Here is a 25,102-nt window from a genome sequence, read left to right as displayed (position 1 = left end):
GCAGCTTCGGTGTGGTCCAGGCGCCCTTCCTGGTGCGCAGGATGCGTTCGATCTCGGTATCGAGGTCCGCGATGACCGCGGCGTCGGAAATGAGGTCGGTGCGGGAGATGACCGTCTGGATCAACTGGCGCGACAGGATGCCGTCGCGCAGGGTGGTCAGCACCTTCGGTAGCCGGTCACGCAGGGCGAGCGCTTCACCGACCCACTGATCGGCCTGGTAGCGCGTAATGGCGGCTTCGCGGCAGACCCGGGTCACCATCTCGGTGTAGCGGTCGATGAAGAACCCGCCCTGAGTGTTGACCACGAGCTGGTCGTAGACGGTCAGGATCGACTCATACCGGCACCACGCCAGATAAGCCTCACCATGGCGGATCGAACCGAACCGTTCCATATGGGTTGCGGTGTCAGACAATTCGGGGTGGGCAGCATCGACCCCGGCGAGGAACCCGCTCGGTAGATCGGTCCACTTGCTCACGCTGCCCCCACAACGTCTACAGCCCAACCTGGATGGCTGAATCTGTTACCAACCAATCTAGATCAACCCACCGACAAACGCGGATCCTCCTCCACAGGAAATTCGAGGTAACCGGTTGTGCGGCAGCAGGTCTCCTCGGATTGAAGTCTGGCCGTCGGGCCGCTCAGAACAACTGACCGAGGTAGAACTCCGCTCCCTGGTCGTCGGTGCATCGGGCCGAGACGCCGTATGGCGCAGTGCGGGGTTCCTCGAGGACGCCGCCGCCGGCGGCGCGGACACGCTCGACCGCTGCTTCGACATCATCGGTCACCCACATCGGTACTGCGACGGAAGTGTCGGCGCCACCGGCGATCCCGACCTGGGGTCGTCCGTCGTCGACCTCCCAGCCGTCGTCGATCCGCCCGCCGTGGAACGTCCAGCCGAGTACCGAACCGTAGAAGTCGCGGAAGCGGGCGCTGTCCGGGGTCATCACGGTGAGGTAGCTCATCGCTCCGATGCCGCGCGGGTGTTGGTCGGGTCGGACGTCGCCGGGTTCGGGGGCGAACACTGCGAAACGCACGCCCTGCGCATCGACGGCATCGACGACTCGGTGACCGTCGGGGCTCGTCCCGAACTCGCCCTGTCCGCCGGCCGCGACGATACGGGCTTGTGCTGCCTCAAGATCGTCGACGGCATACGCGCAGAACACGGTTGGTTCGCCGTCGGTCTCGAAGATCCCGAGCCGATGCCCGACGTTGATCACGCGACGCCCCTCGGGATCGAACTCCCAGCCGAGGGCGGCGGCGTAGAAGCGTCGGGCCCGCGCGGCGTCGGGGATGTTCAGAGACATGTAGCCGATGTCGCCCTGACGAATCCGATCGGAGAGCTGCGCCTTCGACGGCCCGGTCAGCATCCAGCGGTGACCGAACGGGTCGACGATGACGCCGGTGCGTGAGCCATACGCCTCGTAGGGTTCACGGGTCACGGCGGCGCCCGCGCGCGCGGCGGTGGCGACCGCGGCGTCGGTGTCGTCGACGGCGAGCATCAGGCTCACCGAGACGTGGCCGGGATCGGGCGCCCGCAATCCGAGGTCGGGGAACTCGGCGGCGAGATAGATTACGCCGCCGCCGATCTCGAGCTCCGCATGGCCGATCGCGCCGTCGTCCATGACGATCGGTTCACCGCGGAGTCGTGCGCCGAGGTTCGCGGTGTACCAGTCGATGGCGGCCTGCGACTCTGCCACGGTGAGGTAGGGGAGCGCTCCCGGTCGCTCGACCACGGGCACCGTGCTGCTCGTCGCCTCTACGGTGGCGGCCTCGTCGAATTGTGTTGCGGTGGACATGATGACTCCTTGCGATAGTGTCGCCCCGCGTTCGAGTCGGTCGCGCAAGGACGCGGCGAAACCGCGGTCGGGTTCGACGGGATCGTCGAAGCCGGGCGTATCGGCTGCGCGCAGGACGTGCAACGGATCCCGTGCCTCGCCGAAGCGTGTGCTGTTCCGGGGGCTCATGCGTGACCTCCTCTCCCGCTGCTCTGGCGTTGTGGTTCGGGGTAGGCCGCGCGGAAGGCGCGCTTCGCGCGGGTGAGAAGCGCCTCGGTCGCACCGACCGTGCGGCCGAGGGTCTCGGCGCATTCACCGACCGGCAGGTCGTCGACATAGCGCAACGTGAGCACTGCACGGTGGATCGGCGACAGTTGCCCCAGCGTGTGGTGGGCGACCATGCGGTCGAGTTCGGCATCCCACGGGTCGTCCCCGCGATCGGGGACGTCCTCGACCGGTTCCGGCGTACGTTGGGCGCGCCGCCAGTGATCGGCGAGCTTGTGCCGCGCGATCCCGATCAGCCACGGAGTCGTCGGTTCGGTGTCCCGGTGCCGACGGACGGAGTCCATCGCCGCCAGGAAGGTTTCCGAGGTCACGTCCTCCGCGGTCCGGCGATCCGCGCAGCGACGGACGACGAACCCGTAGACGGCCGGCAGTGCCTGGTCGTACACCGCCAGCAATCCCTCTGGTCCAGAAGACGCCGCTTGGTCGCTGCTCACGTCTACATCGTCGTGTGCGGGCACCGGAATCCGACGCCCTTCGGCGAAGAATTTCTCCTAACGGTTCGACGCTTCCGTCGCGAACGCCGCGATCGCCGAGGCAACCGCGTGCGGCTGGTCCAGCGAGACGAACGTCCGGGCGCCGGGGATCTCGACGAACCGGGCGCCTCGCCGTCGGGTCCGGGGAAGACCGAGGCGAACCGCCGGCCGTGTTCGGGGGTGAAACACCGGTCGTCACGACCCCACACGAACCGCACGGGCAGGTCGACCCGCGACATGCGGGCGGTCACCGTGGCGAGCTCCGCCGGGTTGATCTCGCGCAGGAATGCGATGAAGTCGTCGCGGATGCGAGCGTCGCTCTGCAGGGGAGCGAACACCGAAGCGGTGAGGTCCGGGTCGGGGTCGTGGAGGAGCAGGCCGACGCCGAGCGGCGAGTGCCGCAGGGCCTTGAGCCGCATCGCGTCGACGAGCGGCTTCAACAGCAGCCGCTGGCGCATCAGCGCGAAGTACAACCGAAAGGGTTGCGGCGGAAACAGATCGAAGGCATCACAGTTGGTGAACACGAGACGACGCACAAAATGGGGATCCTCGTCGAGTGCGAACTGAGTGACCGCGCCGCCGGTGTCGTTGGCCACGAGGACCGCCGACGACAGGTCGAGGTGTCCGACGAACTCGCGCAACAACCGGCTCGCACCGCGCGGCGAACGATCCGCGTCCGGCCCCCAAGGGATTCGGTGTGAACCGAGCGGCATCAGCGGTACGTGGCACCGGTGACCGCGTTCGGCGAGGAGCTCCGCCACCGGTTCCCACAGGCGGTGGTCGACGACGGCCCCGTGCATGAAGACGATCGGCGGCAGGGTGGAGTCCGCGGGACCGTAGGTGGCGCACTCGATGACACCGGAGGGGAGTTCGACTGTCGGCAGCGTATTTGCCATGGCGAGGTCCGCTTCTCGTAGACTCGGATAACTTACGAACACTGAGTATGAAAGTTACGTGCAGACTGTATGAAAGTCAACCGTCGGACCCAGGCCGAACGCACCGCGGCGACCCGCGCGGCGCTCATCGCTGCAGGTCGCAAGCTGTTCGGCGAGCGCGGTTTCGCCGACGTCGGTACCCAGGAGATCGTCGACGAGGCCGGCGTGACCCGTGGCGCGCTCTACCACCAGTTCGACGACAAGAAGGGGCTGTTCACCGCCGTCTACGACGCCGTCGAGCAGGACGTCGTCACCCAGATCGCCGAGCGATCCGCCGAACTCGCGGCCGACAACCCGATCGCCGCCCTCAAATCGGGTATGCGGCTGTTCCTCGAGCTCTGCACCGAGCCCTCGGTGCACCGGATCACGCTCGTCGAGGCGCCGTCCGTCCTCGGCTGGGCCCAGTGGCGCGCGCGTGGTGAGGAATTCGGCTTCGCCCTCGTCGAGAGGCTGATCCAGGCGGCGATCGCCGCCGGCCAGGCCGTCGACCAGCCGACCAGACCCCTTGCCCACGTCGCCATCGGCGCGCTCGACGAGGCGGCGCTGTACGTCGCCGCGGCGCAGGACCGAGACGCGGCGACCGCGGAGGTCGCCGCCGTCCTCGATCGCATCGTCGACTCGTTCCGGAGCTGAGCGGCCTACCGCTCCGCAGCCACCAACTCCGCACACCGTTCCCCGACCAGCATCACGGTGATGTTCGGGTTCACGGTGGTGTGTTCGGGGAAGACCGACGCATCGGCGACACGCAGGCCGGCGACTCCCTTGACGCGCAGGTCGGGGTCGAGCGGCGACATCTCGTCGTCCGGCGGTCCCATCCGGACCGTGCCCACCGGGTGGTAGACGGTGTTGTGGGTGCGCCGGATGTAGTCGGCGAGCTCCTCGTCGCTGCCGGTGTCGGGTCCGGGATAGAGTTCGCGCGCAACCCATTCCTGCAATGGTGCGGCTGCGGCGATCTCCCGCGCCTTGCGCAGACCGGCGGTCATGATCCGCATGTCGTAACCCTCGGGGTCGGTGAAGTACCGGGGGTCGACGCGCGGCTTGTCGCGGAAGTCGCGAGATCGCAGCTTCACCGTGCCCCGCGACCGTGCGTGGGTGACGTTCGGCGTCAGGCAGAAGGTGTTCTCACTGGTGGGGTAGCCCTGACGCAGCGTGTGCATGTCGAAAGGCACGCTGCCGTAATGCATCATCAGGTCCGGCCGGTCGAGTCCGTCGTCGACGGTGGTGAAGATTCCGGCCTCCCACCACTGCGTCGACTCCTGCGTCATGGGCTTCTTCGTCTCGAAGCCGATGACGCCCTCGGGGTGATCCTGCAGGTGTTCGCCGACACCGGGGGAGTCGACGAAGACGTCGATCTCGTGCTGACGGAGATCGTCGGCGGGCCCGATCCCCGAGAGCATCAGGAGTTTCGGGGTGTCGATGGCGCCGGCCGAGACGATCACCTCGCGTCCGGCATCGATCCTGGACGTGCGTCCGAACGCGTTGTCGGTGATCTCGACCCCGACGGCACGAAGCTCGCCGTCGACCTTCTCGATGACGATGCGCTTGGCCCAGGAGCCGGTGCGGATGGTCAGGTTCGGGCGGTCGAGGTGGGGGTGCAGGTAACTCACCGACGACGACGCGCGGACTCCGTCGGGCCGGCGGTTGATCTGGAAGAAGTTGGCGCCGTTGACGACCGTCTTTCCGCTGTTGAACTCCGCCCTCGGGATGCCGACCGCCTCACAAGCGTCCAGCACGGCGACACCGCACGGGTCGTTCGGCGGGACCGTCATGATGTGGACCGGCCCGCTGCGGCCATGATGATCGCCGGGGGCGTCGTTGGTCTCGATCTGGGGGAACAGTCGGTACAACTCCTCCGAACCCCAGCCCGCGCAACCGAAATCGCGCTCCCACGAGTCGAGGTCCTCACGCGGCGCCCAGAAGGCGATGCAGCTGTTGTGGGAACTGCAGCCTCCCAGGACTTTTGCGCGAGCATGCCGCATGAAGTCGTTACCGTTCTCCTGCGGTTCGATGGGATAGTCCCAGTCGTAACCGGATTCGAGCAGTTCCATCCAGCGATCGAGGCGCAGGATCGCGTCGTCCCCGACGTCGGACGGACCGGCTTCCAGGAGACACACCGTGACCGACGGGTCCTCGGACAGCCGGGACGCCACCGCCGCACCCGCCGAACCGCCTCCGACGACCACGTAGTCGTACGACTCGCTCACTGCTGCTGCCCCTTCCGGTCTGCAAACCAACCGGTCACGCCCGGCCGAAGATTCTCGTAGACGTGCTTTGCCTCGCGGTACTCGGCCAGGCCCGACGGCCCGAGCTCGCGGCCGAAGCCGGACTGGCCGTAACCGCCCCACTCCGCCTCGGGGAGGTACGGTCCGAAGTCGTTGACCCACACCGTTCCTGCCCGGATACGGCCGGCGATGCGGCGTGCGCGGGCGGCGTCGGCCGACCACACCGCGCCGGCGAGGCCGTAGACGGTGTCGTTGGCCAGCGTCACTGCCTCGTCCTCGGTGGTGAAGGTCTCGACGGTCACGGTCGGCCCGAAGGCCTCGTCGTGCACGCAGGCCATCGAACGGTCGGCGCAGTCGATGACGGTGGGCAGGTAGAACCATCCGTCGTCGAGCTTCCCCGAGCCCTGGTCGCCGGTCGCGAAGGCGCCACCCGTGCGGATCACCGCACCGTCGGCACGCGCCTTCTCGACGTAGGCGTGCACCTTGTCGCGGTGGGCTTCGGAGATCAGCGGCCCGGTCTCGGTGCCCTCGCTGTAGGGGAGTCCGAGACGGATCTCCTCGGCTCGACGAACCAGCTCGTCGACGAACCGGTCGTGGGCCGACTCCTCGATGATGAGTCGCGCGCCCGCCGAACAGACCTGGCCGGAGTGCAGGAACGCGGCGTTGAGCGCGTTGTCCACCGCGGCCGCGAGCAGCTCGTCGGTGGCGCAGGCGTCGGCGAACACCACGTTGGGGTTCTTGCCGCCGAGTTCGAGTGCCACCTTCTTCACCGTCGCCGCGGCCTCGCGGGCGATGACTCGCCCGGTGACGAGTCCACCGGTGAACGACACCAGATCGACGTCGGGATGCGACGACAGCGGAGCGCCCGCATCCGCGCCGGCACCCAACACGAGGTTCGCGACCCCGGCCGGAAGGCCCAGGCCGTCAAGCACTTCCAGGAGCAGGATCGAGGTGTGCGGCGTCAGCTCGGCGGGTTTGAGGACGAAGGTGTTACCCGCGGCCAGCGCCGGTGCGACCTTCCACGCCGCCTGCAGCAGCGGATAGTTCCACGGCGTGATGAGACCGCAGACACCGACCGGCTCGTAGACGATGCGTGAGTCCGCATCGGGTGACCCGGTGTCGACGACACGGCCGGCGTCCTGGGCGGCCAGCTTCCCGAAATAGCGGAAACAGTTCGCGATGTCGGTCATGTCAATGTCCGATTCGTACGGCCGCTTGCCGGTGTCGAGTGTCTCGGCACGAACGAAATCGTCTCGGCGGGCGTCGATCTGATCGGCGACACGGAGCAGGAGATCGCCGCGTTCGGCAGCCGGGGTGGCGCTCCACTCCCCGGCATCGAAGGCGCGCCGGCCGGCGGCGATCGCCGCCTCGGTGTCCTCCGCGGACGCCTCGGCCACCACGCCCACCACCGAATTGTCCGCTGGGCAACGAATCTCACGAGTCTTGCCGGACTCGGCGGCGCACCACCGGCCGTCGATGTAGAGAGTGTCACTCATGGAGCGGGTGCTCCTTCCGGGTCGCTGTCGGGTATGTCCGTCTCCGCGACGGTACCGGCGCTCGCGGAGCCGGCGGCGGGGCCGCTGGTGTCGGGGTCGTGGTCGACAGCGGTGTGGTCGTGATGATCGGACGCCGAGTCACGCAGATGGAGGTAACCGAGATGCCGTTCATACTGGTCGAGGATGTCGCCGATGATCTGTTCCCGGGTGTATCCCGACAGCGAATACCCCTGCGAGCCCTCGGTCAGATACACCTCGCACCGGAAGTACCGGTCGTCGGAACGCTGGGAACGGACCGCGTAGGTGGGCGTCGGCGCGGACACCGGCCACACGCAGTACTCGAAGGCCGGGACATCGGCCAGCTTCACGATCAGACGAGGAGACGGCAGGCCCTCGTTGGCGGCCGACTCGTCCACCGTCGCCGAAACGCCTTCGCGACCGAACTGTTCGGCGACCTCGTGCATCGCCGGGACCACCGTCGCCGTGATGTATCTGCGGGTTGCGATCCGGCCGGGGAAGCGGAGCGTTCCTATCAGGCGGTGTCGCCAACTGCTCTGCTCGGTCGGCCCGCGTCCGACGGCGATCACCTTCGGCAGCGTGGTGCGGTAACTGTCGAGCTTGTACGACTCGGTGCGGACGGCCCGCAACAGCGAGATACCGATCAGCCCCAGGACGAACGAGAACGGCAGGCCCATGATGACCGTCGCGGCCTGCAGGGTGAGGATCGATCCGTCGCCGCCGCCGGCGAAGAGCATCGACAGCGTCAGCAGGCCGATGGCGACCGACCAGAAGATGCGGAGCGACCGTGAGCAATCCGCCATCGGATCGTCGAGGCGGCTGGTGAAGTTGCCCATGACCAGCGACCCCGAATCGGCGCTCGTCACGTAGAACAGCAGGCCGGTGATGGTCGCGATGCCGATCAGCAGTGTCGCGCCCGGGTACTGCTCGAGCAGCGAGTAGAAACCGGCCTCGGGGGCCGATGCCGTCGTCTCGGCGAAATCCTTGTCGCCGCGGGCTGCTTCCAGGGCGCTGTTCCCGAAGATCGAGATCCACACCAGGATGAAGCTGAACGGGACCACCAGAACGCCGAAGACGAACTGCCGCAGCGTCCGTCCGCGGGAGATTCGTGCCAGGAAAAGCCCGACGAACGGCGCCCAGGCCACCCACCACGCCCAGAAGAACAGCGTCCAGCCGTCGACGAAGGCGCGGGCGTCGTTGCCGGGCTGTGGATTCACCTGATCCCAGGCGAACGTGTCGAGGGTGCGGTCGGCGAAGGTCGACACGTAGTCGCCCGCGTTCTGGACCAGACCGTTGAGGAGGAAGTCCGCGTCCTTCGCGACCGTGATGTAGATCAGCATGCCGATGGCCAGGATCACGTTGATCTCCGACAACCGCCGGATGCCCTTGTCCACCCCGGAGGTCGCCGACGCGGTGGCGATCACCACCGACAGGGCGATCAGACCGATCTGCGCCGCCTTGCCCTGCTCGATGCCGAAGATCTCGTTGAGACCGAAGTTCAGCTGCACCACACCGATTCCCAGCGAAGTCGCGATGCCGAAGATCGTGCCGAGTACGGCCGCGACGTCGATCGCGTCGCCCCACCGTCCCTCGACCCGCTTGCCGAAGAGCGGGTAGAGCGCCGCACGGATCGTCAGCGGCAGGTTGTGCCGGAACGCGAAATAGGCCAGGGCGCCGCCCATGAGGGCATACATCGCCCAGCCGGTTATGCCGTAGTGGAAGACGGTCCACGTCACGGCCTCACGTGCCGCGAAGTTGGTCTCCGCCGCGCCCGTCGGCGGGTTCAGGAAGTGCGTGACGGGCTCGGCGACCGAGAAGAACATCAGGTCGATGCCGATGCCCGCGGCGAACAGCATCGACGTCCACGTGAAGAGGCTGTACTCGGGACGGGATTCCTCCGGTCCGAGGCGGTACCGCCCGTATTTGCTGACGCCGAGGAAGACGACGAGACCGACGATCGCGGTGGCGAGGATGAAGTACCACCAGCCGAACCAGCGGGTGATGAAGTTCCGCACCTCGTTGATGACGGTCTCCGCGGTCTCCGGCGCGGCGAGCGCCCAGATCGCGAAGGCGAGCACGATGGCAGCCGACGCGACGAAGACGGTCAGATTGACCGAACTCGGGCGTCGTGTCGGTTCCCCGGTGTCCGGGGTGTCAGGAGTGGACGGGATTGCAGGTCTTTCGCCGACACTCATGGCTTATGACGCTAGCCTCTCCGAACTCGTGTGGTCGGGTGAATTGCCCGACTCGCCGATCGCGGCGATGAACTCGGATGGTTCACCGACCCCTCGGGCGACACCGCTGTCGGTACTGTCGGCCGGAACCCGCCTCGTCCCCCTTCGGCGGTGACCCGACGCCCCGTTCGCTCTGGGCGTAGCGAAGCGGGAACACCGCCCCGGCCTGCGCAGTTGTACTGTGCACATCCCCGCCATCGCGGTTGATCCGTGCACTCTGCACGGGCGTTAACTGCAGGTACATCCACGACGACCTCTAGAGTGGAAGCAGGCTGGTCGTCGCCTACCCGCACCGCGTTGTCCCGACCGGACACACGAGGTGGTTTTCGCGGCGGCCGGGGCGCTAGCAATGTGAGGGAGAACAATGTTCGAACGGTTCACCGACCGCGCGCGACGGGTTGTGGTTCTGGCCCAAGAAGAAGCGCGGATGCTCAACCACAACTACATCGGTACCGAGCACATCCTCCTCGGCCTCATCCACGAGGGCGAGGGTGTGGCTGCCAAGGCGCTCGAGTCTCTCGGGATCTCCCTGGAAGGTGTCCGCAGTCAGGTCGAGGAGATCATCGGCCAGGGCCAGCAGGCACCGTCGGGACACATCCCGTTCACCCCGCGTGCCAAGAAGGTGCTGGAGCTCTCGCTGCGCGAGGCCCTGCAGCTCGGCCACAACTACATCGGCACCGAGCACATCCTGCTCGGCCTCATCCGCGAGGGTGAGGGTGTCGCCGCGCAGGTCCTGGTCAAGCTCGGCGCCGACCTCAACCGGGTCCGCCAGCAGGTCATCCAGCTCCTGAGCGGCTACCAGGGCAAGGAGCCGCAGGAGGCGGGCACCGGCGGTCGCAGCAGCGAGTCCGGCACCCCGTCCACCTCGCTGGTCCTCGACCAGTTCGGTCGCAACCTGACCGCTGCCGCCGCCGAGGGCAAACTCGACCCGGTCATCGGCCGGGAGAAGGAAATCGAGCGGGTCATGCAGGTCCTGAGCCGCCGCACCAAGAACAACCCTGTTCTGATCGGTGAGCCGGGCGTCGGCAAGACCGCCGTCGTCGAGGGTCTTGCGCAGGCCATCGTCAACGGTCAGGTTCCCGAGACGCTCAAGGACAAGCAGCTCTACACCCTCGACCTCGGTTCGCTGGTCGCCGGCAGCCGCTACCGCGGTGACTTCGAGGAACGCCTGAAGAAGGTCCTCAAGGAGATCAACACCCGCGGCGACATCATCCTGTTCATCGACGAGCTGCACACGCTCGTCGGCGCAGGTGCCGCCGAGGGCGCGATCGATGCCGCCAGCATCCTCAAGCCCAAGCTGGCCCGCGGCGAGCTGCAGACCATCGGTGCGACGACCCTCGACGAGTACCGCAAGTACATCGAGAAGGACGCCGCCCTCGAACGCCGCTTTCAGCCGGTCCAGGTCGGCGAGCCGTCGGTCGAGCACACCATCGAGATCCTCAAGGGTCTGCGTGACCGCTACGAGTCACACCACCGCGTCTCGATCACCGACGGTGCACTCGTCGCCGCCGCGACGCTGGCCGATCGCTACATCAACGACCGGTTCCTGCCGGACAAGGCGATCGACCTCATCGACGAGGCCGGTGCACGCATGCGCATCCGCCGGATGACCGCGCCGCCAGACCTGCGCGAGTTCGACGACCGCATCGCCGACGCGCGCAAGGAGAAGGAAAGCGCCATCGACGCGCAGGACTTCGAGAAGGCCGCCAGCCTCCGTGACAAGGAGAAGCAGCTGGTCGCCGAGCGCGCCGAGCGCGAAAAGCAATGGCGCAGTGGCGACATGGACATCGTGGCCGAGGTCGACGACGAACAGATCGCCGAGGTCCTGGGCAACTGGACCGGTATCCCGGTGTTCAAGCTCACCGAGGAGGAGACCACCCGTCTGCTCCGCATGGAGGAGGAGCTGCACAAGCGGATCATCGGCCAGGAGGACGCCGTCAAGGCCGTCTCCAAGGCGATCCGCCGCACCCGTGCCGGCCTGAAGGATCCGAAGCGTCCGTCGGGCTCGTTCATCTTCGCCGGCCCGTCCGGTGTCGGTAAGACCGAGCTCTCCAAGGCGCTGGCGAACTTCCTGTTCGGCGAGGACGACGCACTCATCCAGATCGACATGGGCGAGTTCCACGACCGCTTCACCGCGTCGCGTCTGTTCGGTGCACCTCCCGGCTACGTCGGTTACGAAGAGGGCGGCCAGCTCACCGAGAAGGTGCGCCGCAAGCCCTTCTCGGTGGTGCTGTTCGACGAGATCGAGAAGGCTCACTCCGAGATCTACAACACCCTGCTGCAGGTCCTCGAGGACGGCCGTCTCACCGACGGTCAGGGTCGTACGGTCGACTTCAAGAACACCGTCCTGATCTTCACCTCGAACCTCGGTACGAGCGACATCTCCAAGGCCGTGGGCATGGGCTTCTCGTCGAAGGACGACACCAAGTCCGGCTACGAGCGGATGAAGCAGAAGGTCAACGACGAGCTCAAGAAGCACTTCCGGCCCGAGTTCCTCAACCGAATCGACGACATCGTCGTCTTCCACCAGCTGACGCGTGACGAGATCATCCAGATGGTCGACCTCATGCTGACCCGAGTGGAGAGCGCGCTGAAGAACAAGGACATGGCGCTCGAGGTCACCGACCGTGCCAAGTCGCTGCTGGCCAAGCGTGGCTTCGATCCGGTGCTGGGCGCACGCCCGCTGCGTCGCACCATCCAGCGCGAGATCGAGGATCAGCTCTCGGAGAAGATCCTGTTCGGCGACATCGCTCCCGGGCAGATCGTGCTGGTCGACGTCGAAGGCTGGGACGGCGAAGGCGACGGCGAAGACGCCAAGTTCACCTTCACCGGCTCGGAGAAGCCGCGTGCGGTTCCGGACGCACCGGTCGAGCTGTCCAAGGCAGGCGACGGCGGCTCGGACGCGAGCTGACCTGAGCTGATCTGACACAATCGGCGGCGTCACCCGAAAGGGTGGCGCCGCCGTTGCGTGTGCGGCGCGACGAGCGAAGGTCGCACTGACAGAGCGTTCGCTCGGGAAACTCGACTCCTGCTTGAACGCGCTGTGATGGCGGTCGATAGCATCGATCCTTGTGAGCAGCGATACATCAGAGGTTGGCCGTAAGGCCACGCAGGCCGAGCCCACCATCACCGTCGAGCGAGACGGCGAGATCGCCATCTTCCGGCTGAACCGCCCCGACCGGCTCAACGCCTTCACGCTGCAGATGGGCGAGGAGTTGCGGGCGGCCTTCGACGAGACCGACGCCGACGACTCGGTGCGGGCCGTGGTGCTCACCGGCACCGGCCGGGCGTTCTGCGCCGGCGCCGACCTCGAGGCCGGCGGCTCGACCTTCGACGCCTCCTCGGTGGTCGAGGGCAACGAGGTCCCGGCCGACGAGGGCGGCAAGCTGACACTGCGCATGTTCGCCTCGCTCAAGCCGGTCATCGCCGCGATCAACGGCCCCTCGGCCGGCGTCGGCGTCACCATGACCCTGCCCGCCGACGTGCGGATCGCCTCCGAGGACGCGAAATTCGGCTTCGTCTTCGCGGCCCGAGGCCTCGTGCCGGAAGCGGCGTCGAGCTGGTTCCTCCCGCGGCTCGTCGGTCTGCCGACGGCTCTCCAGTGGACGGTCGGCGCCAAGATGGTGCAGGTCGACGAGGCGCACGAATGCGGACTGATCCAGCAGGTCGTGCCCAAGGACAAGGTCCTCGAGACCGCGATCGCCGTCGCCCGCGAGATGACCGCGAACAGCGCCCCCGTCTCGGCGGCACTGACCCGCCAGCTGTTGTGGCGGATGGCCGGGGCGCCCAGCCCGCTCGACGCCCACCACGCCGATTCGAAGGCGATCTTCTACCGCGGCCAGTCCGGCGACGTCTACGAGGGTGTCATGTCGTTCCTGGAGAAGCGCCCGGCGACGTACCCGAACAAGGTGTCGGAGGATCTGCCCGACATCTTCTGAGCGTGGTCGCGTTCCTGCTGCAAACACCCTGTGTTCAGCACGTGAACTTCGGCGAACACGCGGCATGAACGGTGGCAGGCTGCGCTGACCGCGGTTATCGTGGCGAACAGCAGGCCAGAAGAGAGCGGAGAGGAGGTGGCGCAGATGTCGATCGGTATGGCGGTGTTCGTTCGCGAGTGGCGGATGACCGACCCCGGCTGCCGGTACGGGCTACCAGCCCGAACCCGGTCCGGACCAATCACATCCAGCGCCACCAGTTCCTGAGGTCGTGAACCTCGATGGTCGGCGCGCTCACTCGCCCACGCATCGAGGAGTATCCATGACCATCTTCGTCACGAATGCGGGATTACAGATCCTCGCGCGCGTCACCTGGCGTCGCGCTGCCGTCCTGCTGACCACCGAGGTCGCACGCAACGTCGAGGGCACCCCCTTGGTGCGCGTCGTCCATTCGCCGACCGTGTCGCTGCCCATCCACAAGGTGGTGGCCATCAAGCGGGACGCCTACCGTCCGTACGCGGGCAAGACGATGGATTCCTACGCCTCCAATGCGACGATCCTGCGTCGCGACCAATGGATCTGCGCCTACTGCGACGGTCCGGCCGACACCGTGGACCACATCGTGCCGGTGTCGCAGGGCGGCCCCAGCACGTTCGGCAATCAGGTCGCGGCATGCAAGTCCTGCAACGGTTTCAAGGCCAACCGCACCCCGCGGAAAGCGGGAATGGCCTTGCGGCACGCACCCTTCGTCTACGACCCGTGGGCCGTGGACCAGAAGGAGGTCTGGGAGATGTTCATGCTGCATCCCAAGACCGACTGAGAGGTCGGACCGTCAGAGCGTGAGAACCGTTCAGGTGGGCAGGGGTTCGGCGCCGCGTTCCTTGAGCAGCATCGACATCTGGCCGATCTCGTTTCCCTGATCGCTGAGCATGTTCAGGGCGAGCTGCTTGGTCGCCGACCCGGAACGGTCGTCGTTGTACGCCGCCTGCGCCATCTCGAGTCCGCCGCGATGGTGCCGGATCATCAGCTGCAGGAACAGTTTCTCGGCCTCGTCGCCGCGAAGGGTGGCGAGTCGGCCGAGTTCCTCGGTGCTCGCCATGCCCGGCATGAGCGGTGCGTCGGGCGTGGTCCCCGAGCCAGCACCGTGGGAATGTGAATCACCGTGGGACATCCACGACATCGGTTCGTCGGAGGTCAGCGGCAGCTCGAAGAACTGCAGCCAGCCGCGCATGGTCGCGCTCTCCGCGGATTGGGCGACGACGAGCTGGTCGGCCAATCCGCGGATCGTCGGATCCACATCGGGGGCGGCGAGAACTGTGCGGGCCATCAGGAGGGCCTGATCGTGATGCGTCGACATGTCCTGTGCGAAACCGATGTCGGAGGGGCTCATCGTCTTCAGGTCGTCCCGCGAGCCGGGTGACCACACCGAACCGATGACCACGCCGACCGCCACGAGCAGGACGGCGAGCGAGGTCAGTCCGGCGATCTGCGTACTGGTGTGCCGGTCGGTCATCCGAGGAAGGAATCCTGATCCGGCGGCGGGGTGTAGACCCGGTTGCTCAACTCGAGGGCGTAGAAGCCCCCGTCGGCGCAGGTGGTGAGGATCTTGTTGCCGTGGAACTCCGGCGGGGAGAAGCACCAGTCGGTGGCCATGTCACCACCCACGACCATGCCCATGCGCGGACCGATCATCTCGTTCAGCTTGGCTCGTCCGTTCACGAGAGACATTCCGAGGCTGAGGAATTCGATACCCGGTGCGCCGATGACCGACCCGAGCACATGCGGTGAGTTGGGCCGGGTCAGTGCGGTCGCGCCCTTCTGTGCCGGCGGGTTGTAGTAGGCGATCTCCTTGATGGCGGAGAAGTCCCGGATGTCGAACACGCGGATGCCGGACGATTCCCAGGCGCAGGCCAGCGCCGTCGGATCGTTCGGACGGTCGACCGCGCAGTAGTGCGGGTTGCTGCTGAACAACGAACCACCCATGGACGAACGGAACTGGGTGTCCAGGTGTTCGGGCAGGTTGATCTCGAGTTTGAGCTGTGCGGCGTAGCGGGGTTTGTTGACCCGGGCGACGTCGAAGATCTTGACGCCGCCCGAGCCGCCCTCGTCGGCCGTGATGACGTGGGGCGTGCCGCGGTAGGTGATCGGGATCGAGTGCTGATTGAGCTGGCCGTCCGGCCACAGGTACGCGGCCACGTGGGGGACCTGCGGATACGGCGCACGACGCTGTACCGCGCTGATGTCGAGGACCGTGACGCCCGCCATGTTCGACAGGTACATGCGATTGCCGTCGGGGGTGATGCCGAAACCGTGACCGAGGAAGCTGTGCAGTCCCTGCCAGATCACCCGCGGGTTTCGCGGATCGGCGACGTCGATCGCGCTCAGGTGACCGGGTGCGACACCCGACGCCCAGTAGGTTCGGCCATCCGGTGACCAGCCGCCCTCGTGCGAGGTGAACGGGATGGGGTAGGCGATGCCGCCGCCACGGGCGTTGAGCAGCTTGGGTCGGGTGCAGTCGGAGATGTCGTAGACCGCGAAAAAGCCTGCACCCCAGAGGAGCGGGACCCCGGTCGCGGCGAGGAGTTTGCGTTTCTTGTTGACCTTCAGGGTCTCCCACGTGCCGCCGCGCATCGCGGTGTCGGTCAGCGACCCGACGACCTTCGGGTTCCGGGGATTCGAGGCGTCGATGACCTGGACGCCCGGCTGAGGCAAGAAGTTGTTGCCGGGGAAGAGACTTCCGGTGTAGCTGCAGTGCTCGAAGGATGCGGACACGATGCCGCCGCCCGCACCCGTCACATTGCCGAGTTCGGTCAGGTTGCAGTTGTAGCCCTGCTTGCTCCGGCCCGACTGTCGGTCCTCGGCGCTGACGTCACCCTGCAGGCCCGGTTCCGGCTTGGAGCCCGGACCGCAGTCGGCCTTGGGAACAGAAGTGTCGGAGATGTCTGGGAACCAGTGGTTCGCGGCGGTCGCCGGCGCCGACACCAGCATCGTCGACGCGAGCACTGCCCCCGCGGCAAGGCAGGTGATCGCGTGTAGTCGCCGTCGTGCTGTGGACACATTCCATCGATCTGGCGTCATCGCCCCTCCGATCGTGACCTGAGTCACGCTAACGGCCGGACTGAGACGGTGGGGGTGATTCGTCGAAAGAGGCATGTCGTCGGCACACGCGGCGGGGCATCGGCCATCCGAACGACTCCTGGATCGCCGGGAACATTCCCGGCCCGCACCCGCTCCAAGTATTCGAACGCAGCGAACAGCCCGCACTGTCGGACACCACGAAAGGAACAACCCATGAGCACCCAGATCCCCGCAGACGCAGTCCTGGTCGACACCAATGGCGACGGCCTCGTCGACGCCGCCCTCGCCGACATCGACGGTGACGGCACCACCGACGCCGTCCTCGACACCGACGGTGACGGCTCGGCCGATTCGATCGCCTACGACACCAATGCCGACGGCCAGATCGACCTGATCGAGGCGGACAGCGACGGCGACGGCTACACCGACATCGCGGTCGCCGACACCGACTGCGACGGCACCTTCGACACCGCCGTCGACGATCAGGGCAACGTCTCGGTCGGCGACTTCGGGAGCATCGACGGAAGCGACGCCGTCTGACCCGCCTCTGAGTCCCGAGCCCCCGCACGCAGCCGGTCAGCACAGCTGACCGGCTGCAAGGCGTTTCACCGGTCAGTCGGTGACAGGTTCGGGCCCCGGGCGCGGTCGGCTTCTGCGGTCGGCGACGAAGGCCAGCAACGCGGCGGCCAGACACGCGGCCGCGCCGACGCCCAGGCCGACACGCGGATTGGTGGCCTCGATGACCGCGCCGATCAGTGGACCGCCGATCGGCGTCGATCCCATGAACGCCACCGACCACAGGGCCATGACGCGTCCCCGCATCTGCGGTTCGGCGTTGAGCTGCAGGGTGGCGTTGCCGGTCGACATGAACGTCACACTCAGCCAGCCCACCAGGAACAGCGCGCAGATGGCGGTGATCAGATCAGGTGCCAGCGCGGCCGCGGCGATCGTGATGCCGAATCCGAACGCGGCCAGCGTGAGCGGCCGCAGGCCGATGGTGCCGCGCGCCGCGACGACCAGACCGCCGACCACCGCGCCGACACCCATGGCCGAGGTCATGAAACCGAGAGCCTGTGGGCCGCCGTCGAAGACGAAGTCCGCGGCGGCCGTCAGGGTGACCGGGAAGTTGTAGGCCAGAGTGCCGACCAGCGCCATCGTGGCGAGCGGAATCCACAGCGAGGGGATGCCGCGGACGTAGCGGATACCCTCGCGCAGCTGGCCTTTCGCACGGGGAACCGGGGTCTCCTGGGTGATCTTCGTGCTGTCGAGCGCGATCAGCGAGGCGACCACCGCGACGAAACTGACCGCGTTGATCGCGAAACACCAACCCGCGCCGACGAGTGTGAGGATGACACCGGCGACGGCTGGACCGACGGCGCGAGCGGCGTTGACCATCACCGAGTTCAGCGTGACAGCATTGCGGATCAGCGATTTCCCGACGATCTGGTGGATGAACGCCTGTCGCGCGGGTTGCTCGAAGGCGTGTCCGAGGCCGAGCAGTACCGCCAGGATCGCCACATGCCACACCGCCACGACTCCGGCGAGGGCGAGCGCGGCCAGCACCGCCGCAAGCAAGCCCATCATCGCCTGGAGGACCGTGAGCAGTCGCCGACGGTCGACGCGGTCGGCGATGACACCGGCATACGGGCCGATCAGGAGAACGGGCAGTGCCTGCAGCGCGACGATCAGGCCGAGAATCGATGCCGACCCGCTCAACGTCAACACCAGCCAGGCCTGGGCGGTGGCCTGCATCCAGGAACCGGTCATCGACACCGTCATACCGGCGAAGAAGATCCGGTAGTTGGGGATGTGCAGCGACGCGAAGACGCTGTCACGCGAATCAGAGGGCGTGGTCGATCACATCCATCAATGCGAGGGGCTGTTCGAGCGGGATGTGATGACCGGCGCCGGCGAGTTCGACGACGCGTGCGGGTTCGTCGAGGCCGGCGGTGACGATGTCGATCATCGCCGGGGTCACGACCCCGTGTTCGCCGTAGACGACGCTGAGCCGGCAGCTGCTCGGCGGGTGCGAGGGGAGATCGGTCAGTTCGTCGGCGAATCCGCGGTCGAACTTCCACCGCCAGCCGTCGTCGTCGCGGACGACCGACTGCCGCGCCACGTGGGTCCTGGCGTAGTCGAGGCTCGGGTGGTCGGGCACGAGCCGGAACCGTTCGAGGGCCGCCTCGGGTGACGGGTAGTGCTTGCTGGCTCGGGGAATGCCTTCCTCGGGCTGGTTTCGCTGGATCTCGTCGAGCATCTCGGCGTCGAGGATGCGGGAGTCGACGAGCACGAGGTGCTCGGTGAGATCGGGGTGGGCGACCGACGTCCGGATGCCCACGAGCCCGCCCAGGCTGTGCCCCACGAGGACTGCGTCGGTGGTCGCTTCGGCAGCCGTGGCGACCGCGGCGACCTCGTCGGCCCAGATGCCCAGGCTGTAGGCGTCGCGCCAGTCGCTGTCGCCGTGTCCGGACAGATCGAGGGCGACGACGCGACGGTCCTGCGCGTACCGCGGGGCGATGTGGTCCCACCATCCGGCGTGGGCCGCACCACCGTGGACCAGGATCAGGCCGGGGGCGCCGGGTTCACCCCAGCAGCGATAGGTGATCCGCGCACCGTGGACGATGATCGACGAGTGCTCGGGTTCCGTTTCGACTGCTGTGCGGAACCACTCCGGAGCGTCCGCGGTGACGTTCGTGCTCATCGGCATAGCCTTTCACGCATAGGGTGAGATGAATACACACAATCAGACTGGACGGATCGGGTGATGGTGCAAACGGTGATCGTGTCGGGCGGTACGGGCGGATTGGGTTCCGCGGTCACGAGGAAACTGCTCGACGACGGTTGGCGTGTGGTGGTGCCGTGGGTCGTCGAGGCCGAGCTGTCGCGCCTTCCCGACTCCGATCGACTGGTCGCTCTCCAGGCCGATCTGTTCGACGAGTCGTCGGTGGCCGAGGTCGTCGCCGCTGCGGCAGGTGATCCGTCGGCTCCGGTGAAGGCCGTGGTCAATCTGGTCGGCGGGTTCGCGATGGGGGAGCGTGTGGACGCGACCCCGGTCGACGAGTTCGAGCGACTGCTCCGCCTCAACCTGCGTCCGCTGTATCTGCTGTCCGCGGCGGCGATCCCGAAGCTGATCGACGCCGGCGGCGGATCGATCGTCGGAGTGTCGGCGAAGGCCGCGTTCGCACCGTTCTCCGGTGCCGCCGGATACATCACGTCCAAGGCCGCCGTCTGGGCGTTCATCAGCGCCCTCGCCGCGGAGTACAAGGACGACGCCGTCCGGGCCAACGCGATCTTGCCGTCGGTGATCGACACCCCGGGCAACCGTGAGAGCCAGCCGGATTCGTCCCGCAAGGGCTGGGTGTCGCCGGAGGCGATCGCCGAGACCGTCGCCTTCCTGGTGTCCGACGCCTCCGCCGCGGTGACGGGTGCGCAGGTCCCGGTGCCCGGCGTCGGCTGACAATCGGCTCACTCCCGACGCCGGTACGCCATGCGCCCGCGGATCATTGTGCAGCGCACGGAATCCGCGCCTGTCCGTAGCGCGGATTCGAGGGTGTCGTCGAGTAGGACGAGGTCGGCGGGTTCACCGGGACGGACCGTCCGTGGCGCTGCGCCCGGGGTGCTCAGCGGCGTCAGATAGCGACCCAATGCTGTTCCGCGGCTGACCCGTTCGTCGGCGCCGATGGTGCGGCCGTCTGGTGCGAGACGGGTTGCGGCAGCGGCGATCACCGTCCATGGATCGACCGGTCCGTAGGGGGCGTCGCTCGACATCGCGACGGGTGCATCGCGTTCGACGAGTGATGCGCAGCGGTACAGGTCGGCGACATCGGAGGTGTCGAGGCGATCCAGGTAGTCGTCGCCCCGCGCGGTGATGAAGCCGGGTTGGGTGACTATGGGGATCTGCCTGTGGTGCAGCTCCTCGACGGTGTCTGCGGCGATGATCGCGCCGTGTTCGATCCGGTCGTCCGGGTGGCTGCCGACCTCGTCGAGGGCCGCGAGCAGGAGGAGCAGCGCTTCCCGGGTGACGCAGTGCGCGGCGACGCCGCGCCCCCGCGAGTGCGCGGTCCGGATCTGCTCGCACAGGGTTGGGAAGTCGGGGAGGTCGGAATCGGCGAGGACGATCTTGAACGGGCCGACGGTCACGGTCGGTGGGAGGTCGGGTGTCGCGTCGAGCGGACTTCCCAGCAGGTGAAGTCGTTGTGGCACTGCTCCGTTCGTGTGCGAGGAGACGAGCGCGATGAGGGACTCGTCGGACAGGTTCGGCGTGGCGTCGGTGACCCCGGTGATGCCGAATCGGGCCAGTTCGGAACCGACGTGCTTCAGATCCGGCGGCCGAGCGTGCCCCATCCGCTCCCGAAGCCAGTCGTCGGCGCGCCACACCCGCCCGGTCGGTGCTCCGGAGTCGTCTCGCTCGACGCCGGGATGATCGGCGGTCCGCAACCCGACGCCCACGGCGGCTGCGGTGTTGAGGAACCACACCGCTCCGCTGCGGTGCTGGATGCGGACCGGCCGGCGGGCGTGGAGCTGATCGAGGGCGGCGGAATCGAGAAGTCCGGCAACGGTCTCCACATAGCCGACGCCGCGGACCCAGCCGGAGGTGTCGGGGGCGCGGTCCAGGGCGGCGCCGAGATCGCCGGCGCTGGTCACCTGGGGTGGACCACACTGTACCGACGCCGAGGCCGCAGCCAGCGCGTGGAGGTGGATGTGATGGTCGTGGAGACCCGGGATGAGTGCACCGCCGTCGGCGTCGATGACGTCGAATCCCGTTGTCGCGTCGCCCGTGAGGTCCACGCCAACCGTGGTGATCATGCCGTCGACCACGGCCACGTCGCGGATGCCCTCGGGGAGTGACACCCCACGGAACAGGTTGCCGTTCATCGGGTTCCTCCACCGCCGGCGCGTGCTCGGGGTGGATCGAGGGGCACTGTGCCGGAACCGGTGTCGACCACCCATTGATCGCCGTCGCGATGCGTGGGCGGGGACGGTTGACCGCCGAGGGTCGAGGCGACCGTGGCGCGCATGGAGATGTCCCACAGTGTCCCGTTGCCGGGCTCGCACATTGCCAGCGCGGCGGCGGTCAGACCGGCCAACGGATCGGCGATCGCGTCGCCCACGAACATCGGGCCCGCGTCGTCGGCGGCGACCAGACCCGCCGAGGCTGCGATGTCGTCGCCGAAGCCGATCCGGTGGGAGTCGCGTCCGGCCGCGGTGATGGACAGCCAGGTGATCCCGTTGGCGACGAAATCCTCGGCGCGCAGACCGAATCCGCGTAGCGCTCGTGGTCGGGATGCCTCGATCACGATGTCGGCCGCGGCCACGAGTCGGTGAAGCGCTTCGCGTTCAGCGGCGATGGACGGGTCGAGCACGGCGGATTCGTGGCCGTCGTGGAGCAATCGGTAGAAGTCCTGGTTTCCGCGTCGCGCGCCGTCCGGACGTTGCGGTGTCTCGACTTTCACCACCCGCGCTCCCGCGAGGCCCAGCAGGTGTGCGCACAGTGGCCCGGCCCAGAGGGCGCTGAAATCGACGACGAGCAGACCGTCGACCGGACGGGGAACACCGTTCGGCCGCAATGCGTCACGCGCTGCGTCAGCGATCGCGGCGCCATGTGCGACGCCGCCGCCCGCGATGCCCAACAGTGCAGCACGTTCGTCGAAGTCTGCTCGGGAGTGTCCGGCGAGCCAGGCGGCGACCTTCGGCCAGTGATCGTCCTCGGTGACCTCGCTCTCGATCAGCGCGCCCAGCAGGAGGGGGTCGTCTGGGCGTGCGCAACTCACCGCGACCCAGCCGTCCGATGCGGGAAGCAGACGCCCCGATCCGCCCGGGGTGAGGTCTCCCTGGCGGCGGTGACCCGTCAGTGCCGCGCGCTCTCCCAGTAGTGCGGCACCGTCGACGTCGACCGCTCCGGCGCTTGCCGTGCGGATCCAGTCGGCGAGTTCGCGTGCCCGTGCCGCGGCATGGCCGGGCGGAATGAGCGGCGGGCCGTCGGGCCTACCCGTGAGATGGGGGATTCCACTCTCGGCCCAGGCCCGTACGGGGTCGTGGGACTCGAGGGTGGACACGGGCGAAATGCTACCGTCCGCACACAAAGCTCAGGAGGTTCACCGCCATGCAGACCCGACGTATCTCGGTTGCCGACCTGGCCGCCTTCCCGGCCATCGGTGGTGGCGACCTACTCGGAGACCGTGCCGCCATCACGTCGCCGGTGGTGCTGGTGGATCTCGACACGGCGACGGACGCGCCGGCGGAGAACCTGGCCCGAGCCGCCGCCCGCGCCGCTGCGTCGGACGTCATCCTGGTGGGGATCGCGTCCGGACCGGTCGACGACGCCCTCGATCCTCTCCTGGACGCCCTGGACCTCACCTATGCCACGGCCGGAACCCGCCATCGTGGGGTGGTCGCTGCCGACGACGTGGACGCCGCCATCTCGGCGTTCACTGCCGCGGTCGAACTGTGTCCGCAGGCCTCGCTCGTCGCCGCGCAGGTGGTGCGGACCGCCGAGCCGCTCGACCCCGTCCCGGCGATCGACGTCGAATCGCTGGGGTACTCGACGCTGCAGGGCGGCGACGAGTTCGGCCGATGGCTGGAGGAGCGTCGTGCGAATGGGCGCCCGCTGCCGCCGCCGGCGGTCGACCCGGTGCTGCTCGACCGGGACGGCAACACCCTTCGGATCACTCTGAACCGGCCGGAACGCCGCAATGCCTACGGCACCGCGCTGCGCGACGCGTTCGTCGAGGCGTTGCGCCTCGCAGTACTCGACGACTCCGTCGAACATGTCGTCGTCGACGGGGCGGGCAGCGCGTTCTGTGCCGGTGGCGACCTCGACGAGTTCGGGCACATGCCCGATGCCTCGACGGCCCACTTGATCCGCACCCGCGGGGGAGCCGGGCGACTCGTGGCCGTCCTCGCCGATCGCGTCGAGGTTCGTCTGCACGGTCCCTGCGTCGGCGCCGGTATCGAGATCCCCGCCTTCGCCGGGCGCGTCGTCGCCGCGCCGGACACCCGCATCCGTCTTCCCGAGGTGTCGATGGGCCTCATTCCCGGCGCCGGCGGCACCGTCAGTGTGCCCCGGCGCATCGGACGCTGGCGCGCCCTGCACCTGTTCGTGACCGGCGTCGAGATCGACGCCGCGCAGGCTCTGGACTGGGGGCTGGTCGATGACGTCGGCGCCTGATGGTTGCAATCATCTTCCCTGCGGCCGCCGATCCGGTCAGATCAACGTTGAAGGGCTAGTTCAGGGAAGGCCTCGTACTTGTCACGCCTGTTGTCGAACGCGGGTTTAGTGCCCTCGAGGACATTCAGCGCAAACTTTGCGACATCCAGGTCGGCGATACTGCCAGTACTCACTGTGAATTGATCCTCGCGGAGCTGACAGTGGATGATCTGGTCGGCGTCACCTACCACGGCTAGGTTGGCATTGTGAGTGACGACGATGGTTTGTCGTCGGCCAGCCGCTTCATGCAAGGCTGGAACGAGCTTTGATGCGATCGTTTCGTTATCGAGGTTCTCCTCGGGCTGATCGAGCAGAAGCGGCGTAGTGCGACGGTCCACGACAAGGTAGAAAAGTGCGAGGAGGAGACCGCGCTGCCCCGGTGACAATTGTGACAGTGGCCGGCCATCTCCCGTCAGGCCAAATCGGACTTCCAGCCATGAGAGATCGAGCATCGAAATCATGAACTCTCTTAAGGTTGCGTTCGTGCGGAGGGCGGTGGCCGGATTTCGGAAAGGTTCGCCGGGGCTGCCGGGCTGCTCAAGGCGGATTAATGCTTCCTGCAGAATCGGACCCAGCATCTCCCAGTCTGCGTCCTCGAGGTGCTGTGGAAGATCGGCGAGCCAATCGATGTACTCGCTGTTCTTTCGTCCGTCGAGGCTATTTGGGATGTTGCGCCACGAGGGAAGGATTCGGAGCTCAGCGTTGAACTCAAGTCCTACGTTCCTCACCACATCTGACGTTTCAATGAATAGGGATGCCGGTGCGTACAGACTCTCAACAGCTGCCAGCTGCGCATTCAGTGCCGAATGGATCTGGCCTGACTTCTCGATTAGTGCCTCGCGGAGCCGATCCATATCGGCAGGTGCTTCAGATATCCGCAGCCGTAGTTCTTTCAGTCCTGTAAGAGATTCTTGGTCGCCTTCATCTCCGATGAGACTGGCCAGTCGTTCCTGAGCCTGCAGCATTCGCTGCCGCACTCTCTCGCGGACACTGTCCGCGACAGCGAGCTCGTCGTCATTCTTGCCGCGTTCCTCCTCATGAATTTCGATCTTGCGAAGAAGTTCTTCGTGTCCATTCTGGAGGGCCGTGACTTGGTTTTCCGCAGCTGAGCGCCATGCTTCATAGCGCGCTGCATGGATATCGACGCTGATGTACGGTTCAGCGTCCGGCACCAATGCACTGATCTGGGTGTTTAGGGCTGTGGCGTCTTCGTGCAGGGATGCAGCTCTTTGGGCTATGACCTCCAACTGAGCGAGATTCTGCTGCGCTTGAGCCTGGCTCTGTTCGTTCTCGGTTCGCTGCTGCGCAAGTGAACTACCCTGTGACGCGAGTACTTCTGCTCTCTGTTTTAAGGGCTCTTCCTGATTGACGGTGCGTAGAACGGGTTCTACCGGGCACAAGATGTAGGTCGGGTTCGGCGGCGGCGAGCCGGGGATGCGGGCGG

19 protein-coding genes and 3 pseudogenes are annotated in these 25,102 nt (G+C 67.1%); 8 read left to right on the top strand and 14 right to left on the bottom strand.

Annotated elements, in window-relative coordinates; genetic code table 11:
• The 4 genes and pseudogenes from BJF87_RS15590 to BJF87_RS15575 form a co-directional block, all read right to left on the bottom strand.
• The coding region (locus BJF87_RS15590) for a DUF222 domain-containing protein (RefSeq protein WP_139319528.1) at positions 1–475 on the bottom strand (475 nt) is incomplete at its 3' end.
• A gap of 163 nt (positions 476–638) precedes the next feature.
• The gene (locus BJF87_RS15585) at positions 639–1,964 is read right to left on the bottom strand and encodes a VOC family protein (protein ID WP_035751973.1); all 1,326 of its coding nucleotides are present in this window, start codon (positions 1,962–1,964) and stop codon (positions 639–641) included.
• Positions 1,961–2,494 (bottom strand): RNA polymerase sigma factor, encoded by a 534-nt coding sequence (locus tag BJF87_RS15580; RefSeq protein ID WP_372512905.1) that lies wholly within the window; start codon positions 2,492–2,494, stop codon positions 1,961–1,963. The genes BJF87_RS15585 and BJF87_RS15580 overlap by 4 nt, the downstream gene beginning before the upstream one ends.
• A 57-nt stretch (positions 2,495–2,551) precedes the next feature.
• Positions 2,552–3,429 (bottom strand): annotated as a pseudogene (locus BJF87_RS15575) (alpha/beta fold hydrolase).
• A 69-nt stretch (positions 3,430–3,498) separates the two neighbouring features.
• Here BJF87_RS15575 and BJF87_RS15570 point away from each other — a divergent pair.
• Positions 3,499–4,101, top strand: coding sequence for a TetR/AcrR family transcriptional regulator (locus tag BJF87_RS15570; RefSeq protein ID WP_035751971.1), 603 nt, complete (start codon positions 3,499–3,501; stop codon positions 4,099–4,101).
• A 5-nt stretch (positions 4,102–4,106) separates the two neighbouring features.
• On the opposite strand, the gene BJF87_RS15565 is transcribed toward BJF87_RS15570, so the two are convergent.
• Genes BJF87_RS15565 through betT form a run of 3 tightly spaced genes read right to left on the bottom strand, consistent with a single transcriptional unit; the run spans position 4,107 to position 9,399 of the window.
• Positions 4,107–5,672, bottom strand: a complete 1,566-nt coding sequence (locus BJF87_RS15565) for a GMC family oxidoreductase (RefSeq protein ID WP_035751967.1) — start codon at positions 5,670–5,672, stop codon at positions 4,107–4,109.
• Positions 5,669–7,186, bottom strand: coding sequence for an aldehyde dehydrogenase family protein (locus tag BJF87_RS15560; RefSeq protein WP_035751965.1), 1,518 nt, complete (start codon positions 7,184–7,186; stop codon positions 5,669–5,671). Before BJF87_RS15560 ends, BJF87_RS15565 begins: the two co-directional genes overlap by 4 nt.
• Positions 7,183–9,399: a choline BCCT transporter BetT gene (gene betT, locus BJF87_RS15555; RefSeq protein WP_035751962.1), complete on the bottom strand. Its 2,217-nt coding sequence runs from the start codon at positions 9,397–9,399 to the stop codon at positions 7,183–7,185. Before betT ends, BJF87_RS15560 begins: the two co-directional genes overlap by 4 nt.
• Here betT and BJF87_RS26420 point away from each other — a divergent pair.
• From BJF87_RS26420 to BJF87_RS15540, 4 genes are all read left to right on the top strand, one after another.
• A complete protein-coding gene (locus BJF87_RS26420) occupies positions 9,398–9,553 on the top strand; it encodes a hypothetical protein (protein WP_222844781.1) in 156 nt (51 codons plus the stop codon). The two genes, betT and BJF87_RS26420, sit on opposite strands and share 2 nt — an antisense overlap.
• 249 nt (positions 9,554–9,802) lie before the next feature.
• Positions 9,803–12,349, top strand: coding sequence for an ATP-dependent Clp protease ATP-binding subunit (locus BJF87_RS15550; RefSeq protein WP_006358406.1), 2,547 nt, complete (start codon positions 9,803–9,805; stop codon positions 12,347–12,349).
• Between the two features lie 160 nt (positions 12,350–12,509).
• Complete coding sequence (locus BJF87_RS15545; protein WP_075863492.1) at positions 12,510–13,376, top strand: enoyl-CoA hydratase-related protein; 867 nt, start codon at positions 12,510–12,512, stop codon at positions 13,374–13,376.
• Positions 13,377–13,695: 319 nt separating this feature from the next.
• The gene (locus tag BJF87_RS15540) at positions 13,696–14,193 is read left to right on the top strand and encodes an HNH endonuclease (protein ID WP_005194436.1); all 498 of its coding nucleotides are present in this window, start codon (positions 13,696–13,698) and stop codon (positions 14,191–14,193) included.
• A gap of 30 nt (positions 14,194–14,223) precedes the next feature.
• On the opposite strand, the gene BJF87_RS15535 is transcribed toward BJF87_RS15540, so the two are convergent.
• Positions 14,224–14,886 (bottom strand): DUF305 domain-containing protein, encoded by a 663-nt coding sequence (locus BJF87_RS15535; RefSeq protein WP_006358408.1) that lies wholly within the window; start codon positions 14,884–14,886, stop codon positions 14,224–14,226.
• Positions 14,883–16,361: an LVIVD repeat-containing protein gene (locus BJF87_RS15530; protein WP_075863495.1), complete on the bottom strand. Its 1,479-nt coding sequence runs from the start codon at positions 16,359–16,361 to the stop codon at positions 14,883–14,885. Before BJF87_RS15530 ends, BJF87_RS15535 begins: the two co-directional genes overlap by 4 nt.
• 303 nt (positions 16,362–16,664) lie before the next feature.
• Between BJF87_RS15530 and BJF87_RS15525 the strand changes: the two genes are divergently transcribed.
• Positions 16,665–16,991 carry a hypothetical protein gene (locus BJF87_RS15525; protein WP_006358410.1) on the top strand — a complete coding sequence of 109 codons (327 nt, stop codon included), beginning with the start codon at positions 16,665–16,667 and terminating at the stop codon, positions 16,989–16,991.
• Positions 16,992–17,063: 72 nt separating this feature from the next.
• Here BJF87_RS15525 and BJF87_RS15520 read toward each other — a convergent pair.
• Together BJF87_RS15520 and BJF87_RS15515 are read right to left on the bottom strand one after the other, a co-directional pair.
• Positions 17,064–18,287 (bottom strand): annotated as a pseudogene (locus BJF87_RS15520) (MFS transporter); the annotation flags it as partial.
• Positions 18,288–18,291: 4 nt separating this feature from the next.
• A complete protein-coding gene (locus BJF87_RS15515; protein ID WP_075863494.1) occupies positions 18,292–19,152 on the bottom strand; it encodes an alpha/beta fold hydrolase in 861 nt (286 codons plus the stop codon).
• 63 nt (positions 19,153–19,215) lie between these two features.
• Here BJF87_RS15515 and BJF87_RS15510 point away from each other — a divergent pair, with 63 nt between their 5' ends.
• Positions 19,216–19,908 carry an SDR family NAD(P)-dependent oxidoreductase gene (locus BJF87_RS15510; protein WP_006358413.1) on the top strand — a complete coding sequence of 231 codons (693 nt, stop codon included), beginning with the start codon at positions 19,216–19,218 and terminating at the stop codon, positions 19,906–19,908.
• 8 nt (positions 19,909–19,916) lie between these two features.
• Here the strand turns inward: BJF87_RS15510 and BJF87_RS15505 are convergent, their stop codons facing one another.
• Together BJF87_RS15505 and BJF87_RS15500 are read right to left on the bottom strand one after the other, a co-directional pair.
• Positions 19,917–21,326 (bottom strand): amidohydrolase family protein, encoded by a 1,410-nt coding sequence (locus BJF87_RS15505; protein WP_035751947.1) that lies wholly within the window; start codon positions 21,324–21,326, stop codon positions 19,917–19,919.
• On the bottom strand, positions 21,323–22,507 hold the full coding sequence (locus BJF87_RS15500; RefSeq protein WP_075863490.1) for a CoA transferase: 1,185 nt from the start codon (positions 22,505–22,507) through the stop codon (positions 21,323–21,325). Before BJF87_RS15500 ends, BJF87_RS15505 begins: the two co-directional genes overlap by 4 nt.
• 47 nt (positions 22,508–22,554) lie before the next feature.
• On the opposite strand from BJF87_RS15500, the gene BJF87_RS15495 reads away from it, so the two are divergent.
• A complete protein-coding gene (locus BJF87_RS15495; RefSeq protein ID WP_075863489.1) occupies positions 22,555–23,619 on the top strand; it encodes an enoyl-CoA hydratase/isomerase family protein in 1,065 nt (354 codons plus the stop codon).
• A gap of 41 nt (positions 23,620–23,660) precedes the next feature.
• Here BJF87_RS15495 and BJF87_RS26835 read toward each other — a convergent pair.
• A pseudogene (locus BJF87_RS26835) lies at positions 23,661–25,102 on the bottom strand (hypothetical protein); the annotation flags it as partial.

Source organism: Gordonia sp. CNJ-863, from assembly GCF_001942325.1.
Taxonomy (GTDB): Bacteria; Actinomycetota; Actinomycetes; order Mycobacteriales; family Mycobacteriaceae; genus Gordonia; species Gordonia alkanivorans.
The sequence above is the reverse complement of the archived record's forward strand: the minus strand, read 5'-3'. Positions and strand labels throughout refer to the sequence as shown.